12 protein-coding genes are annotated in these 16758 nt (G+C 65.3%); 8 read left to right on the top strand and 4 right to left on the bottom strand.

The window, feature by feature from the left end; genetic code table 11:
* Positions 1-264: 264 nt before the first annotated feature.
* Both SD196_RS21200 and xseA read right to left on the bottom strand, forming a co-directional pair.
* Positions 265-1020 (bottom strand): M15 family metallopeptidase, encoded by a 756-nt coding sequence (locus tag SD196_RS21200; protein ID WP_275608341.1) that lies wholly within the window; start codon positions 1018-1020, stop codon positions 265-267.
* Positions 1021-1026: 6 nt separating this feature from the next.
* Positions 1027-2406 (bottom strand): exodeoxyribonuclease VII large subunit, encoded by a 1380-nt coding sequence (gene xseA, locus SD196_RS21195; RefSeq protein WP_275608340.1) that lies wholly within the window; start codon positions 2404-2406, stop codon positions 1027-1029.
* A 148-nt stretch (positions 2407-2554) separates the two neighbouring features.
* Between xseA and guaB the strand changes: the two genes are divergently transcribed.
* The 5 genes from guaB (at position 2555) to SD196_RS21170 (ending at position 9474) form a co-directional block, all read left to right on the top strand.
* Positions 2555-4024: an IMP dehydrogenase gene (gene guaB / locus SD196_RS21190; RefSeq protein WP_275608339.1), complete on the top strand. Its 1470-nt coding sequence runs from the start codon at positions 2555-2557 to the stop codon at positions 4022-4024.
* A gap of 81 nt (positions 4025-4105) precedes the next feature.
* Complete coding sequence (gene guaA / locus SD196_RS21185) at positions 4106-5683, top strand: glutamine-hydrolyzing GMP synthase (RefSeq protein WP_275608338.1); 1578 nt, start codon at positions 4106-4108, stop codon at positions 5681-5683.
* Positions 5684-5922: 239 nt separating this feature from the next.
* Positions 5923-7326: a multicopper oxidase family protein gene (locus SD196_RS21180; RefSeq protein WP_331319121.1), complete on the top strand. Its 1404-nt coding sequence runs from the start codon at positions 5923-5925 to the stop codon at positions 7324-7326.
* On the top strand, positions 7314-7847 hold the full coding sequence (gene tadA / locus SD196_RS21175; RefSeq protein WP_370599934.1) for a tRNA adenosine(34) deaminase TadA: 534 nt from the start codon (positions 7314-7316) through the stop codon (positions 7845-7847). Before SD196_RS21180 ends, tadA begins: the two co-directional genes overlap by 13 nt.
* A gap of 370 nt (positions 7848-8217) precedes the next feature.
* Positions 8218-9474 carry an amino acid permease gene (locus SD196_RS21170; RefSeq protein WP_275608336.1) on the top strand — a complete coding sequence of 419 codons (1257 nt, stop codon included), beginning with the start codon at positions 8218-8220 and terminating at the stop codon, positions 9472-9474.
* A gap of 76 nt (positions 9475-9550) precedes the next feature.
* On the opposite strand, the gene mltF is transcribed toward SD196_RS21170, so the two are convergent.
* Positions 9551-11023: a membrane-bound lytic murein transglycosylase MltF gene (mltF, locus tag SD196_RS21165; protein ID WP_275608335.1), complete on the bottom strand. Its 1473-nt coding sequence runs from the start codon at positions 11021-11023 to the stop codon at positions 9551-9553.
* Between the two features lie 289 nt (positions 11024-11312).
* Here mltF and purL point away from each other — a divergent pair, with 289 nt between their 5' ends.
* From purL to SD196_RS21150, 3 genes are all read left to right on the top strand, one after another.
* Complete coding sequence (gene purL / locus SD196_RS21160; RefSeq protein WP_416310627.1) at positions 11313-15209, top strand: phosphoribosylformylglycinamidine synthase; 3897 nt, start codon at positions 11313-11315, stop codon at positions 15207-15209.
* Positions 15210-15427: 218 nt separating this feature from the next.
* The gene (locus SD196_RS21155; RefSeq protein WP_416311761.1) at positions 15428-15673 is read left to right on the top strand and encodes a CDGSH iron-sulfur domain-containing protein; all 246 of its coding nucleotides are present in this window, start codon (positions 15428-15430) and stop codon (positions 15671-15673) included.
* 191 nt (positions 15674-15864) lie between these two features.
* Positions 15865-16182 (top strand): YqfO family protein, encoded by a 318-nt coding sequence (locus tag SD196_RS21150; RefSeq protein WP_207887456.1) that lies wholly within the window; start codon positions 15865-15867, stop codon positions 16180-16182.
* Positions 16183-16231: 49 nt separating this feature from the next.
* On the opposite strand, the gene SD196_RS21145 is transcribed toward SD196_RS21150, so the two are convergent.
* Positions 16232-16732: a L,D-transpeptidase family protein gene (locus SD196_RS21145; RefSeq protein ID WP_207887455.1), complete on the bottom strand. Its 501-nt coding sequence runs from the start codon at positions 16730-16732 to the stop codon at positions 16232-16234.
* Between the last annotated feature and the right edge of the window lie 26 nt (positions 16733-16758).

Below are 16758 nucleotides of genomic sequence, written 5' to 3'. Positions count from 1 at the left end.
GCAGTCTACACGGGCCTGTTCAGCGGGCGGGGCGATTTCGTCGAAAGCGGAACGTCGTGGCACGGCGGCTCTTCGTAGGAGCAACTGTCTTCTACCGGGTTAATCCCTGCCTGCGCTTCCCCCTCACCCCAGCCCTCTCCCTCAGGGAGAGGGAGCCGTCCGTGCCGGCTGACACTACGGTTTCATCCTGTACCGAACAGTCCCCTCTCCCGCTTGCGGGAGAGGGTTAGGGTGAGGGGCCCTTGATCTTGTAGGAGCGAAAAGCTACCGGCGCAGGCCTTCCAGTTGCTGGCGCCACAGTTGCTCCAGCGGCAGCACCTGCGCCGGGCCATAGATAGCGTGGGGCTTGCCCAGGTGCGCCGCCCACAACTGGTCGCCGTAATCGTAATGCCACCACTCGCTGGACAGGTTACTGAAGCCCGCTGCGCTCATGGCGTTGAACAGGATTCGGCGGTTGTCGCGGATCTGCCGCTGTTGCTCGTCCGGCGCGGTGATCTCTTCGTAATGACGGGTATAGGAGCGTGGTGTGGCCTCGTCGAACAGGCTGCCCATGTCCAGCCAGCGGCCATCTCGGTCGCACAGGGTGAGGTCGATGGCGCCGCCGGTGAGGTGCGGGCTGGGTGATTCGGCACGGGTGCTGGGCGGGGCGACGAACTCTCGGGTACGGCGGGTCAGCTCGGCCGGATCGGCGTCCGGTTCGTGCTGGCGGAGGATGTCATAGAGCGTGTCGTACAGATGCTGCTGCACCGCGAACGGCCGCCAGGCATCGAGGATCACCAGGCGCAGACCGTCCGGCAGCAGACTGGCGGCCTGCAACAGGCGCTCGAACACTTCGCTGCGGGCGTAGCACTCCGGTTGTGCATTGGGGACACCCAGGCGGTGATAGGCCGGCCACACCGCGAACCCGGTGGCGATGCTCAGCGCCTGCAGTGGCTGGCCGCATTCGACGATGGGCATGCGGAAGGCCTCGGCCCAGTCCGGTTCGGGCTGCGGCAGAATCGGTGCGAGCAGGTCGGTCATGGTTGATCAGTCCAGCAGCGACAGGGTGACGGGTGCCTGGTGGTTGTCCTCCACCCGCACCTCCAGTTCGCCTTCCGCCAGACGGGCTTTCAGGCGTTGGCCGTTCTTGGTCTGCGCAGCGCTGCGGATCGCCTGGCCACGGTCGTCCAGCAGGATGCTGTAGCCGCGCCCGAGGGTCGCCAGCGGGCTGACGATGTGCAGCGTCTGCATCAGGCTGTCCAGGCGCTGGCGCTGTTCGCGCAGGATGGCATGGGTGGCGCGCGGCAGACGGGCGCTGAGGTTCTCCAGGCGCTGGCGCAGCAGGGCGAGGTTACGGCCGGGGTGCTGGGCCGCAAGGCGGGTATCCAGGCGCGCGACGCGCTCCTGGCGGATGTGCAGCTGGCGCTCGAAGGCGCGGCGCAGGCGCATGTCCAGGTCGTCCAGGCGCTGGGCCTGCTGGCGCAGGCGTTCGCCGGGGTGGCGCAGGCGCCGGGCGGTGCCTTCCAGGCGCAGGCGCTCGCGGGTCAGGCGGTCCTGGATGCGCAGGATCAGCCGGCGGCGCAGGCCGTCCAGGCGCTGTTGCAGGTCGCCGCTGTGGGGCGCCAGCAGTTCGGCGCCGGCCGAAGGCGTCGGCGCGCGCACGTCGGCGACGAAATCGCTGATGGAGACGTCGGTCTCATGGCCCACGGCGCTGACAATGGGCGTCACGCAGGCGGCGATGGCACGGGCCACCGGTTCCTCGTTGAAGCACCAGAGGTCCTCCAGCGAGCCGCCGCCACGGGCCAGGATCAGCGCGTCGAAGCCCTGGGCGTCGGCCAGCTTCAGCGCGCGGACGATCTGCCCGATGGCCTCGCGGCCCTGCACGGCGGTGGGGATCAGGGTCAGCTCGACCTGTGGTGCGCGGCGGCGGAACACGCTGATGATGTCGCGAATCACCGCGCCGGTGGGCGAGCTGACGATACCGATGCGCCGTGGATGTGCCGGCAGCTCACGCTTGCGCTCGGCGGCGAACAGGCCCTCGGCGGCGAGTTTCTCCTTCAGCGCCTCGAAGGCCAGGCGCAGGGCGCCGTCACCGGCCGGCTCGACCGCATCGGCGATCAACTGGTAGTCGCCACGCCCCTCGAACAGCGAGACCTTGCCGCGCACCCGCACGGCCAGGCCGTCGCGCAGGGCCTGGCGCACGCGCAGGGCGTTCTGCCGGAACAGCGCGCAGCGCACCTGGGCGTTGCTGTCCTTCAAGGTGAAATACATGTGGCCGGACGCGGGGCGGGCGAGGTTGGAAATCTCGCCCTCGACCCAGACCTGCGGGAACACGTCCTCCAGCAGGTGGCGGGCGCGCTGGTTGAGCTGGCTGACGGTCAGAACCTCGCGGTCGAGGCCCAGCCGTTGGAAGGGATCATTCTGCATGGCGAAGGATGATAAGCGCGCCCGCGGACAGGGGCCAGCGCGCAAGGTTCAGAAGAGCTTTATTCAGATCGTCTGGTTACGTTGAGCCGCACGCCCCTGCTGGGATATAATGCCGCGCTTCCATTTTTCCCGATCGGGAGCCCCCGCCATGCTGCGCATCAGCCAAGAAGCCCTCACTTTCGACGACGTCCTCCTGATTCCCGGTTATTCGGAAGTCCTACCCAAGGACGTGAGCCTGAAAACCCGACTGACCCGTGGCATCGAACTGAACATCCCGCTGGTGTCCGCCGCGATGGATACCGTGACCGAATCCCGCCTGGCGATCGCCATGGCGCAGGAAGGCGGCATCGGCATCATCCACAAGAACATGGGCATCGAGCAGCAGGCCGCCGAGGTTCGCAAGGTCAAGAAGCACGAGACCGCGATCGTCCGCGACCCGATCACCGTAACCCCGTCGACCAAGATCATCGAGCTGCTGCAGATTGCCCGTGAATACGGCTTCTCCGGCTTCCCGGTGGTGGAAGAGGGCGAGCTGGTCGGCATCGTCACCGGTCGCGACCTGCGCGTGAAGCCGAACGTCGGCGACAGCGTTTCCGCGATCATGACCCCGAAGGACAAGCTGGTTACCGCCCGCGAAGGCACTGCCCTGGAAGAGATCAAGGCCGCGCTCTACGAGAACCGCATCGAGAAGATGCTGATCGTCGACGAGAAGTTCCGCCTGACGGGCCTCGTGACCTTCCGTGACATCGAGAAGGCCAAGACCTACCCGCTGGCCTCCAAGGACGACGAAGGCCGCCTGCGCGTCGGCGCAGCCGTCGGCACCGGCGCCGACACCGGCGAGCGCGTTGCCGCACTGGTCGCCGCCGGCGTTGACGTCGTTGTCGTCGACACCGCCCACGGCCACTCCAAGGGCGTGATCGACCGCGTTCGCTGGGTGAAGGAAACCTTCCCGCACGTACAGGTCATCGGCGGCAACATCGCCACCGGCGAAGCCGCCAAGGCACTGGCTGACGCCGGCGCCGACGCCGTCAAGGTCGGTATCGGCCCGGGCTCCATCTGCACCACCCGTATCGTCGCTGGCGTTGGTGTGCCGCAGATCTCCGCCATCGCCAACGTCGCCGCAGCCCTCGAAGGTACCGGTGTTCCGCTGATCGCCGACGGCGGCATCCGTTTCTCCGGCGACCTGGCGAAGGCCATGGTGGCTGGCGCCTACTGCGTGATGATGGGTTCGATGTTCGCCGGTACCGAAGAAGCGCCGGGCGAGATCGAGCTGTTCCAGGGCCGTTCCTACAAGTCCTACCGTGGCATGGGCTCCCTGGGCGCCATGGCCGGCTCCACCGGTTCCTCCGACCGCTACTTCCAGGACGCCTCCGCCGGCGCCGAGAAGCTGGTTCCGGAAGGCATCGAAGGCCGCGTGCCGTACAAGGGCCAGTTGACCGCCATTGTCCACCAGCTGATGGGGGGCCTGCGCGCCGCCATGGGCTACACCGGCAGCGCCAACATCCAGGACATGCGCACCAAGCCGCAGTTCGTGCGCATCACCGGCGCCGGCATGGCCGAGTCCCATGTGCATGACGTACAGATCACCAAGGAAGCCCCGAACTACCGCGTAGGTTAAGGGTTTCAGGTTAATGAGTCGGACACGGGGCTGGTTGATACAGCCCCGTGTCGTTTAAGAATTTCGCTACGAGAGATGGCCATGTCCCAAGACATTCACGCTCACCGGATCCTGATCCTCGACTTCGGCTCCCAGTACACCCAGCTGATCGCCCGCCGCGTTCGCGAGATCGGCGTGTACTGCGAGATCCACCCGTTCGACATGAGCGACGACGAGGTGCGTGCCTTCGCCCCGCGCGGCATCATCCTGGCCGGTGGCCCGGAGTCGGTGCATGAAGCCAACAGCCCGCGCGCGCCGCAGGCCGTGTTCGACCTCAAGGTACCGCTGTTCGGCATCTGCTACGGCATGCAGACCATGGCCGAGCAGATGGGTGGCAAGGTGCTGGGTTCGGACCTGCGCGAGTTCGGTTATGCCCGTGTCGACGTGGTCGGCAAGGCCCGCCTGCTGGACGGCATCGAAGACCACGTTGATGAAGACGGCGTGTTCGGCCTCGACGTGTGGATGAGCCACGGCGACAAGGTCACCGAGATTCCGGAAGGCTTCCACATCCTCGCCAGTACCCCGAGCTGCCCGATCGCCGCCATGGCGGACGACGCCCGCGGCTACTACGGCGTGCAGTTCCACCCGGAAGTGACCCACACCAAGCAGGGCGGCCGCATCCTCTCCCGTTTCGTGCTGGACATCTGCGGCTGCGAAGCCCTGTGGACCCCGTCCAACATCGTCAACGACGCCATCGCCACCGTTCGCGCCCAGGTGGGTTCGTCCAAGGTGCTGCTGGGCCTGTCCGGCGGCGTGGACTCGTCGGTGGTCGCGGCCCTGTTGCACAAGGCCATCGGCGACCAGCTGACCTGCGTGTTCGTCGACAACGGCCTGCTGCGCCTGCACGAAGGTGACCAGGTGATGGCCATGTTCGCCGAGAACATGGGCGTGAAAGTGATCCGCGCCAATGCCGAAGAGCTGTTCCTCGGCCGCCTGGCTGGCGTCTCCGACCCGGAGCAGAAGCGCAAGATCATCGGCAAGACCTTCATCGAGGTCTTCGACGAGGAAGCCACCAAGCTGCAGGACGTGAAGTTCCTCGCCCAGGGCACCATCTACCCCGACGTGATCGAGTCGGCCGGCGCCAAGACCGGCAAGGCCCACGTGATCAAGTCGCACCACAACGTCGGCGGCCTGCCCGAAGACATGCAGTTCGAACTGGTCGAGCCGCTGCGCGAGCTGTTCAAGGATGAAGTCCGCAAGATCGGCCTGGAGCTGGGCCTGCCCTACGACATGGTCTACCGCCACCCGTTCCCGGGCCCGGGCCTGGGCGTGCGCATCCTCGGCGAAGTGAAGAAGGAATACGCCGACCTGCTGCGTCGCGCGGACCACATCTTCATCGAAGAGCTGCGCAACTTCGACTGGTACCACAAGACCAGCCAGGCCTTTGTGGTCTTCCAGCCGGTGAAATCCGTCGGCGTGGTCGGCGATGGTCGTCGCTATGCCTGGGTCGTGGCCCTGCGCGCCGTGGAAACCATCGACTTCATGACCGCGCGCTGGGCGCACCTGCCCTACGAGCTGCTGGAGAAGGTCTCGAACCGCATCATCAACGAGATCGAAGGCATCTCCCGCGTCACCTACGACGTGTCGAGCAAGCCGCCGGCAACCATCGAGTGGGAATGATCGGGGAGATTTAACATCCCCTTAATGAAGAGGGCGGCATGCTCGCCGCCTTCTTCAGCAGGCGGGGCGGGTGAGAGCCCGTCCTTGACCTGACGCATGAGCGGCGCCGCCGTCCTCGTGCAGAGTCACCTCCGTGCAGCCGGCCGCAAGAGCCTGGCGCCGGGCGCAAACGCGCCAACCTCCGTGAAAGCCGATGGGGTCGCAAGTCCCTTGAGTCCCTTGTTCGAGGATCTGGACCCATGTCGTTTACCCGTAGACAAGTACTCGGCGGTCTCGCCGGCCTGGCCGTGCTCGGCCTGGGCGCCGGTGGCGCGCGCATCTGGCTGGCCCGCCCGCAGATTGCCGCCGAGCATGATTACGAGCTGATCGCTGCCCCGTTGGACCTGGAGCTGGTGCCCGGCCACAAGAGCCCCGGACTGGGCTATGGCGGCCAGGCGCCGGGCGCGGAAATCCGCGCGCGCCAGGGCGACTGGCTGCGGGTGCGCTTCACCAACAAGCTGGACGAGCCCACTACCATCCACTGGCACGGCATTCGCCTGCCCATCGAGATGGACGGCGTGCCCTATATCTCGCAGCCGCCGGTGCAGCCGGGCGAGAGCTTCATCTATCAGTTCAAGACGCCGGATGCCGGCAGCTACTGGTACCACCCGCACCTGATGAGCAGCGAGCAGCTGGGCCGTGGCCTGGTCGGGCCGCTGATCATCGACGAGCGCGAGCCCACCGAGTTCAGCAGCGAGAAGACACTCTGCCTGAAGACCTGGCACGTGGACGAGGAGGGCAACTTCACGCCCTTCAGCGTGCCCCGCGAAGCCGCGCGTGAAGGCACCCGCGGGCGCCTGTCGACCATCAACGGCGAACGCACGCCGGTGATCGAGCTGCCGGCCGGCGAGATCGTCCGGGTGCGCCTGCTCAACGTCGACAACACCGTGACCTATCGCCTCAACCTGCCGGACGCCGAGGCGAAGATCTACGCCATCGACGGCCACCCGGTGGAGCCGCGCGATTTCGGCAAGGGTCCGAAGGACCAGTACTGGATCGGCCCCGGCATGCGCCTGGAGCTGGGTATCCGTGGTCCGGCCGAAGGTGCCGAACTGTCGCTGCGCAACGGGCCGGTTCGCCTGGCAACCATCCGTGGCGTGGCTAACCCGAAGGCGCCCACGGCCAAGTGGCCTGCCGCGCTGCCGCACAACCCGGTGTCCGAGCCGGACCTGAAGAACGCCGAGACCATCAACTTCAAGTTCGAGTGGGTCGGTGCCATCTCCGACTACTCCAAGGGCCAGTCGGCGCCTTCGCTGTGGCAGATCAACGGCGTAGCCTGGCAGGGTGGCGAGGAGCACAAGCACAACGCGCCGCCCCTGGCCAAGCTCAAGGAAGGCAACAGCTACATCTTCGTGCTGCGCAACATGACCCAGTACCAGCACCCGATTCATCTGCATGGCATGACCTTCAAGGTGCTGGACTCCGACCGCCGGGACATCATCCCGTACTTCACCGACACCTACCTGCTGGGCAAGAATGAGACGGCACGCGTGGCGCTGGTGGCGGATAACCCCGGCCTGTGGATGTTCCACTGCCACGTGATCGATCACATGGAGACCGGTCTGATGGGAACCATCGCGGTGGGCGAGGCATGGTGCGGCTGACCAACAGCAAGGGACATCCGACTGTGAAGGGGCTGCGGCCGATCATCGACCGCAGCCAGGATATCCCCTTCATGCGCGAAGCCCTGGCGCTGGCCGAGCAGGGTGCGGCCCTGGGCGAGGTGCCGGTGGGCGCGCTGCTGGTGCTGGATGGCCAAGTGATCGGGCGTGGCTTCAATCGGCCGATCACCTCCCATGATCCCAGCGCCCATGCCGAAATGGTCGCCATCCGCGAGGCCGCCGCCGCGGCGCAGAATTACCGCCTGCCGGGCGCCACGCTGTACGTCACCCTTGAACCGTGCAGCATGTGCGCCGGACTGATCGTCCATTCGCGCATCCAGCGCGTGGTGTACGGCACCACTGAGCCCAAGTCGGGCGTGGTGGTCAGCCGCGGTGCCTTCTTCGAGCAGGACTTCCTCAACCACCGTGTACTGGTGGAGGGCGGCGTGCTGGCCGAGGAGTGCAGTGCCATGCTCTCCGCCTTCTTCAAGGCGCGCCGGGCGAACAAGCCTCCAGTCGGTTGAGTTGTTCGATTGGGTGAACGCTCGGTCCTGGGCGATCTTGATCGAGTGCATTCACTGAATTTCATATGTTTCAGTAACTTGCTGTAATTATTGAGGCGCCTTTTCTGCGCCTAAAGTCGTATCTCGCCTCCCGGACTCCTGTTTTCTGTGTGTTATTTTGCACGTCCGCCATCGCGGCGGCGCTGACAGGCGCGCAAGTCCAAGAACAAAAGCCAGGACGCCTGCGGTACTCCAACGATTCATGCTGCCCATGAACGACCCGGAGGCGCCCCTTTTCCTCGCTGTTCTGCAATGCCGTTGTCCTGGAAGGCCATCAGCACGCCGACGCTGGTCGCCCCGGAGCTCGTCATTAACATGTAGAGGACTTGTTATGAGCCAATCCGGGAACCCCACGTTCCAGGACCCCACCGCCAGCGAAGCGGTGGATTCGTCGGGCCTAGAGGTCAAGCGTCTGAGCTTCCTCGAAGCCGTGGCGATGATCGTCGGCACCAATATCGGCGCCGGCGTGCTGTCCATGGCCTACGCCAGTCGCAAGGCCGGTTTCATGCCGTTGCTGCTGTGGCTGGCGGTTGCCGGCATCTTCACCACCATCTCGATGCTCTACGTCTCCGAGACGGCGCTGCGTACTCGCACCCACAACCAGTTGAGCGGCCTGGCGCAGCGCTATGTCGGTTCCTTCGGCGCCTGGGCGATCTTCCTCTCGGTGGCGGTCAACAGTATCGGTGCGCTGATCGCCTACATGAGCGGCAGCGGCAAGATTCTCGCGGCCTTCTTCGGCATCAGCCCGGCGCTGGGCAGCCTGCTGTTCTTCATCCCGGCCGCCGCCGTGCTCTACATGGGCCTGGGCGCCATCGGCAAGGGCGAGAAGTTCATCAGCATCGGCATGGTCAGCATGATCCTGATCCTGGTGGCCGCCACCCTGCTGAACGAGAACACCGAGTTCGTCCGCCTGCTCGAAGGTGACTGGATCTACATGGTGCCGGTGTTCAACATCGCGGTGTTCTGCTTCTCCGCCCAGTACATCGTGCCGGAGATGGCAAGGGGCTTCAGTCATGCGCCCAGGCAGTTGCCCAGGGCGGTGATCACCGGGATGCTGACCACCTTCGTCCTGCTGAGCGTGGTGCCGATGTCGGTGATTGCGCTGACCGGCCTTGAGAACCAGTCCGAGGTTGCAACGCTGGCCTGGGGCCAGGCACTGGGGCAGTGGGCGTTCTTCACCGCCAACACCTTCGCCCTGTGCGCCATGCTGACTTCGTACTGGGGCCTGGGCGGCAGCTTCCTGACCAACATCTTCGACAAGTTCCACAAGCTCGGTCCGGAAAGCCAGCCGAAGACCCGCCTGCTGGTGCTGGCCATCGTGGCGTTGCCGCCGTTCGTGCTGGCCTACAGCGGCCTGGTGGGCTTCGTCAACGCGCTGTACTTCGCCGGTGCCTTCAGCGGGGTGATCCTGTCGATCATGCCGATCCTGATGCTGCGTTCGGCGCGCAGGAGCGGTGACTTCGAACCGGCCTGGAAATGCGGCTGGATCGCCCACCCGGCGATCCAGGTGGTGATCGTGCTGATCTACCTGTCCAGTGCTGTCTATGCGATCTGCAGTGCGCTGAACCTGCTGCCTTCGGGCTGGTGAGTCGCTCGATCGCGCCATGAAAAAGCCCGGCTGATGCCGGGCTTTTTCATGTCTGGATGCTCTTTCGCGGGGGGGCTCAGAGCTTCTCGTCCTGCGTATTGTCCTGTGGCTTGGTCTTGTTCACGCCCGGCAGGTGCAGGCCGCTTTCGGCGAGCTGGCCGCCTTCCATCTGCGGTTGGGTCACCCAGGTCAGGATGTCGTAGTAGCGCCGCACGTTCTGTACGAAGTGCACCGTCTCGCCGCCGCGCGCATAGCCGTAGCGGGTCTTGCGGTACCACTGCTTCTGCGACAGGCGCGGCAGCATCTTCTTCACGTCGAGCCACTTGTTCGGGTTCAGGCCCTCCTGCTCGGCGAGCTTGCGCGCATCGTCCAGGTGGGCGCCGCCGATGTTGTAGGCGGCCAGGGCGAACCAGGTGCGGTCCGGGTCCTGGATGCTCTCGGGCAATTCGTCCTTGATCTGGATGTAATACTTGCTGCCGCCCTGGATGCTCTGCCGGGCGTCGAGGCGGTTGGCCACGCCCATCGCCTGCGCAGTGCGGTTGGTCAGCATCATCAGGCCGCGCACGCCGGTCTTGGAGGTGGCATCGGGCTGCCACATGGATTCCTGGTAGCCGATGGCGGCCAGCAGGCGCCAGTCGGCTTCGAGCTTCTGGCCGCTCTGGCGGAAGTGCGGTTCGTACTTGGGCAGGCGTTGCTGCAGGTGCTGGGCGAAGGTGTAGGCGCCGACATAACCCAGTACGTCGACGTGGCCGTAGTAGCGGTCCTTCAGGCGCTGCAGCAGCCCGTCCTGCTTGGCCTTGTCGAGGAAGGCGTTGACCTTCTCCAGCAGGCTGTTGTCGTCGCCGGCCGGCAGCGCCCAGGCCAGGCCGCGGGAGTCGCCGAGGTCGAAGGCGACGCGGACGTTGGGGAAGTACACCTGGTTCATCGCCAGTTCATTGGAGTCGACCAGGGTGAGGTCGATCTCGCCGACATCCACCATGCGCAGCAGGTCGACCATTTCGTCGGCGTCGGATTCGCGATACGTGATCTTGGGGAACTGCTTCTTCAGCTCGGCCAACTGGGCGGCATGGCTGCTGCCCTTGAGCACGACGATGCGCTTGTCCTCGAGGTCTTCGGGGCGGGTAGGGCGCTGCTCGCCGTTGCGGTAGACGACTTGCGGCGTTACATCGAGGTAGGAGTGCGAGTAGCGTACCTGCGAGCTGCGGTCGCCTCCTGGCGTCAGGCCCGCGGCGGCGAGGTTGGGGCCGCCGTCGCGGCCGAGCTGGCCATAGAGGTCGTCCAGGTTGTCGGCGGTTTCGATCTGCAGCGAGACCCCCAGGCTGTCGGCAAAGCGTTTGGCCAGCTCGTATTCGAAGCCGGTGTCGCCGTTGCGATCCTGGAAGTAGGTAGCGGGGCTGTTGCGGGTGATCACGCGCAGGACGCCGTCCTTCTGCACACGCTCCAGGGCTGTCGGGACTTTCGCCTCGGTACAGCCGGAAAGCAGCAGAAAGATACAGGTCGCCAAGAACCAGGCGGTGCGACGCACGCGGGACGCAGTCAGGGCAAGCATCGAGGCAGTATACGCAAAGGCCGTGCGGCGCCATATATCGACAGCTTGACGCTTCTCTGCTAGCTGACGTGCCGTTCGTCGGCATTTTGGCGCATAACACCGGGCCAGGCGGGCTGGGAAGGGGCCGGTCGAAGCTGTTCGAAGGTTAAAAACCGATTGGATGGCGATGGTGGCGAGGAAGGCGCTGGACAGGTGCCGCCGCCCCGCGCTTTACGGTAGAATGCACGGCCTCTGTGGGCCGGCCCGCCCGGCCCCACACACTTCCCCGTCTCCAGAGGCTGTTCCGACAATGCTGATCCTGCGCGGTGCTCCCGCCCTTTCCGCTTTCCGCCACGGCAAACTGCTCGACCTGCTGACCCAGCAGGTGCCCGCCGTCACCGGGCTGTATGCCGAGTTTGCGCACTTCGCCGAGGTCACCGGAGCCCTCAACGCCGAGGAAGAACAGGTCCTCGCCCGCCTGCTGAAATACGGCCCGAGCGTCTCGGTACAGGAACCCGCCGGTCGCCTGTTCCTGGTGGTACCGCGTTTCGGCACCATCTCGCCCTGGTCGAGCAAGGCGTCGGACATTGCCCGCAACTGCGGCCTGGCCAAGATCGAGCGTATCGAGCGCGGCATCGCCTACTACGTCAGTGGTGAACTGAGCGAGGCCGACGCGCAAGCCGTCGCCGCCCGCCTGCATGACCGCATGACCCAACTGGTCCTGAACCAGCTCGAAGAAGCTTCCGCCCTGTTCAGCCACGCCCAGCCCAAGCCGTTGACCGTAGTGGACATCCTCGCCGGCGGTCGCGCCGCGCTGGAGAAGGCCAACCTCGACCTGGGCCTGGCCCTGGCCGAAGACGAGATCGACTACCTGGTGAAAAGCTTCGTCGAGCTGGGCCGCAACCCGCACGACGTCGAACTGATGATGTTTGCCCAGGCCAACTCCGAACACTGCCGCCACAAGATCTTCAACGCCAGTTGGGACATCGATGGCCAGGCTCAAGACAAGAGCCTGTTCGGCATGATCAAGAACACCTATGAAATGCACCGCGAAGGCGTGCTGTCCGCGTACAAGGACAACGCCGCGGTCATGAAGGGCTACGTCGCCGGCCGCTTCTACCCGAACGCGGAAACCCGCCAGTACGGCGCCAGCGAAGAGCCGGTGCACATCCTGATGAAGGTGGAAACCCACAACCACCCGACCGCCATCGCTCCCTTCCCCGGCGCCTCCACCGGCTCCGGCGGCGAGATCCGCGACGAAGGTGCGACCGGCCGTGGCGCCAAGCCGAAAGCCGGCCTGGTGGGCTTCACCGTCTCCAACCTGAACATCCCCGGTTTCGAGCAGCCCTGGGAAGTGCCCTACGGCAAGCCCGAGCGCATCGTCACCCCGCTGGACATCATGATCGAAGGTCCGCTGGGCGGCGCCGCGTTCAACAACGAATTCGGCCGCCCGAACCTGGCCGGCTACTTCCGTACCTTCGAGCAGGCCATCGCCACCCCGCGCGGCGAGGAAGTCCGTGGCTACCACAAGCCGATCATGATCGCCGGCGGCATGGGCAACATCCGCGAAGACCACGTGCAGAAGGGCGAGATCTCGGTCGGCGCCAAGCTGATCGTGCTCGGCGGCCCGGCCATGCTGATCGGCCTGGGCGGCGGCGCCGCATCCTCCATGGCCACCGGCGCTTCCGCCGCTGACCTGGACTTCGCTTCGGTGCAGCGCGAGAACCCGGAAATGGAACGTCGCTGCCAGGAGGTCATCGACCGTTGCTGGCAGCTGGGCGACAACAACCCGATCAAGTTCATCCACGACGTGGGCGCGGGCGGCATCTCCAACGCCTTGCCGGAACTGATCAACGACGGTGGCCGTGGCGGCCGTTTCGAACTGCGCGCCGTGCCCAACGACGAGCCGGGCATGAGCCCGCTGGAAATCTGGTGCAACGAGTCGCAGGAGCGTTACGTCCTGTCCGTCGACGCCGCCGACTTCGAGACCTTCAAGGCCATCTGCGAGCGCGAGCGTTGCCCGTTCGCCGTGGTCGGCGAAGCCACCGAAGAGAAGCAACTGACCGTCGCTGACAGCCACTTCGGCAACAAGCCGGTGGACATGCCGCTGGAAGTGCTGCTGGGCAAGCCGCCGCGCATGCACCGCTCGGTCACCCGCGAAGCCGAGCTGGGCGATGACTTCGCTGCCGCCGGCCTCGACCTGACCGAGTCTACCGAGCGCGTTCTGCGTCACCCGGCCGTGGCCAGCAAGAACTTCCTGATCACCATCGGTGACCGTACCATCACCGGCCTGGTTGCTCGCGACCAGCTGGTCGGCCCGTGGCAGGTCCCGGTGGCCGACTGCGCCGTCACCGCCACCAGCTTCGACGTCTACACCGGTGAAGCCATGGCCATGGGCGAGCGCACCCCGCTGGCCCTGATCGACGCCCCGGCCTCCGGCCGCATGGCGATTGGCGAGACCATCACCAACCTGGCCGCCGCCAGCATCGACAAGATTTCCGAGATCAAGCTCTCCGCCAACTGGATGGCCGCTGCCGGGCACCCGGGCGAGGACGCGCGCCTGTACGACACCGTCAAGGCTGTCGGCATGGAGCTGTGCCCGGCGCTGGGCATCACTATCCCGGTGGGCAAGGACTCCATGTCCATGAAGACCCGCTGGCAGGATGGCGATGCCGAGAAGAGCGTCACCTCGCCGATGTCGCTGATCATCTCCGGCTTCGCTCCGGTCAGCGACGTGCGCAAGACCCTGACCCCGCAGCTGCGCCTGGACAAGGGCGAGACCGACCTGATCGTCATCGACCTCGGCCGTGGCAAGAACCGCATGGGTGGCTCCATCCTCGCCCAGGTCAACGGCCAGATCGGCCGCGCTGCGCCGGACGTCGACGACGCCGAAGACCTGAAGGCCTTCTTCGCCGTGATCCAGGGCCTGAACGCCGACGGCCACCTGCTGGCCTACCACGACCGTTCCGACGGCGGCCTGATGGCTACCGTGGTCGAGATGGCCTTCGCCGGCCACTGCGGCCTGGACCTGAACCTCGATGCACTGGCCGAAAGCCGCGAGGAACTGGTTGCTGCGTTGTTCAACGAAGAGCTGGGTGCCGTCATCCAGGTTCGCAGCGGCGCCACTCCGGAAGTGCTTGCCCAGTTCAGCGCCGCCGGTCTGGAAGACTGTGTCGCGGTCATCGGCCAGCCGGTCAACGGCGCCGACATCGAACTGGCCTTCAACGGCGAGCAGGTCTTCAATGCCCAGCGCCGCGACCTGCAGCGCATCTGGAGCGAGACCAGCTACCGCATCCAGCGCATGCGTGACAACGCCGACTGCGCCGACCAGGAATTCGACGGCCTGCTCGACGAGAGCAATCCGGGCCTGTCGGTGAAGCTGAGCTTCGACGTCAACGACGACATCGCCGCGCCGTACATCAAGAAGGGTGTGCGTCCGCAGGTGGCCATCCTGCGCGAGCAGGGCGTCAACGGCCAGGTGGAAATGGCTGCCGCCTTCGACCGCGCCGGCTTCGCCGCGATCGACGTGCACATGAGCGACATCCTCTCCGGCCGTGTCAGCCTGGAGCAGTTCAAGGGCCTGGTGGCCTGTGGCGGCTTCTCCTACGGCGACGTACTGGGCGCCGGCGAGGGCTGGGCCAAGTCCATCCTCTTCAACACCCGTGCCCGTGATGGTTTCCAGGCCTTCTTCGAGCGCAAGGACAGCTTCGCCCTGGGCGTGTGCAACGGTTGCCAGATGATGTCCAACCTGCACGAGCTGATCCCCGGCACCGAGTTCTGGCCGCACTTCGTGCGTAACCGCTCCGAGCAGTTCGAAGCGCGTGTGGCGATGGTCCAGGTCCAGGAATCGCAGTCGATCTTCCTGCAGGGCATGGCCGGTTCGCGCCTGCCGATCGCCATCGCCCACGGCGAAGGCCATGCGGAGTTCGAGAGCGAGGAGGCGCTGCTGGAATCCGATCTGTCCGGCACCGTGGCACTGCGTTTCGTCGACAACCAGGGCAAGGTCACCGAAGCCTACCCGGCCAACCCGAACGGCTCGCCCCGTGGCATTACCGGCCTGACCAGCCGCGACGGCCGCGTCACCATCATGATGCCGCACCCGGAGCGCGTGTTCCGCGCCGTGCAGAACTCCTGGCGTCCGGATGAGTGGGAGGAGAACGGCGGCTGGATGCGCATGTTCCGCAACGCCCGCGTCTGGGTGGGTTGAGTCCGGTTTCCGGGGGAGACACGAAAAGGGGAAAGCTGCGGCTTTCCCCTTTTTCTTTGCCCGTAGGGCGTACAACCGTTCGCGGTTGTACGCCAACTCACCCTGGTAAGTTGTAGGCTCCAAGGCTGAGCCCGGAGTGCTCTTAGGCTAAGGTCAAACGGCGTATAACGTCGAACGTTATACGCCGTTGGGAGGAGGAGTGGGCTTTGGCGAATCAGATGCTTCCTGAAGTCCGCTCGGTCGAGCCTGGGCAGAGGCTACGCCTGTGCCGCTGCGGGCGGTGCCTGTGCCTCCCGGATGCCGCCGAAGGCTGTGTGGACACGCTGGAGCTGAGCGTGGGGCGCGAGCGTCACCTGTTGCTCTGCCGCTGCGGTCGTTCGGCTAATCTGCCTTATTGCGATGGTTCCCATGCGCCGGACGCGCCGGGCTTGAGAGCTCGCTGGCAGCGCTTCATGGGGCGCTGATCTCGAAGTCGGTCACAGATTTCGGACAAAGTCGCCTGAGGGCGAACGCCCACGGCACCAGGCGGTCGAACTTTCCCGATGACTCGTGAGTCATAAGAGGCAATGTGCCACTACTTATGGCAGCATTTGTCATACGTGGCGTCATTCGCCACGGCGTTTCCTGTTTCGATCTCCCTGTTTCGGAGCATTCGATGTACAAACTTTGTTTCTACGTTCCGGAGAGTCACCTGGAACCGGTCAAGAAGGCGGTATTTGCCGCGGGTGCTGGACGCATCGGTGCCTATGACAGCTGCTGCTGGCAGGCGCTGGGACAGGGGCAATTCCGGCCGTTGCAGGGCAGCAATCCGTTCATCGGCCAGGCGGGCACCGTCGAGCAGGTGGCCGAATGGAAGGTCGAGATGGTGGTGGCGGACGAGCTGATCCATGACTCGGTCAAGGCCTTGAAGGCCGCGCACCCTTATGAGACGCCGGCCTTCGAGGTGTGGCGGTTGTCGGACATGGTGTTCTGACGTAAATGAAAAAGGCGCCCAAAGGCGCCTTTTTCATTGGTGTGTCCGGTCAGGGACGGATCTCGATCAGCGTGCCGTCCTTCACCAGGCTCCAGACCTCGCGCAGGTCGGCGTTGGTCATGGCGATGCAGCCGTTGGTCCAGTCGAGGGTGGAGAAGTACCACTCGGGGTATTCCTCATCCAGCGGGGTGCCGTGGATCATGATCATGCCGCCCGGCGACAGGTTCTTTTCCCGCGCCTTGGCCACATCACGCGCGTTGGGGTAGGAGATGTGCATGGAGAGGTTGTACTTGTCGCTGGTCTTGCGCCAGTCGATCCAGTAGAAGCCTTCCGGCGTGCGGTTGTCGCCCTCGGCGAGCTTCGGTCCTTGCGGCCGCTTGCCCAGGGACACACGGTAGCTCTTGAGGATCTTGCCGTTGCTCATCAGGTGCAGTTTGCGCTCGGATTTGAGCACGAGAATCTTGTCGATATGACCGTCGAGCGTAGGCGTCGCACTGGCGTTCGAGAACGCGGCGAAGGTAAGACAAAGGACGGCGATCAGCCAGCGCATTGAAACGTATTCCCCAGTGATCCTAA

The organism is Pseudomonas macauensis (assembly GCF_047902425.1).
Taxonomy (GTDB): domain Bacteria; phylum Pseudomonadota; class Gammaproteobacteria; order Pseudomonadales; family Pseudomonadaceae; genus Pseudomonas.
This window is presented reverse-complemented; position numbering and strand designations above follow the sequence as displayed.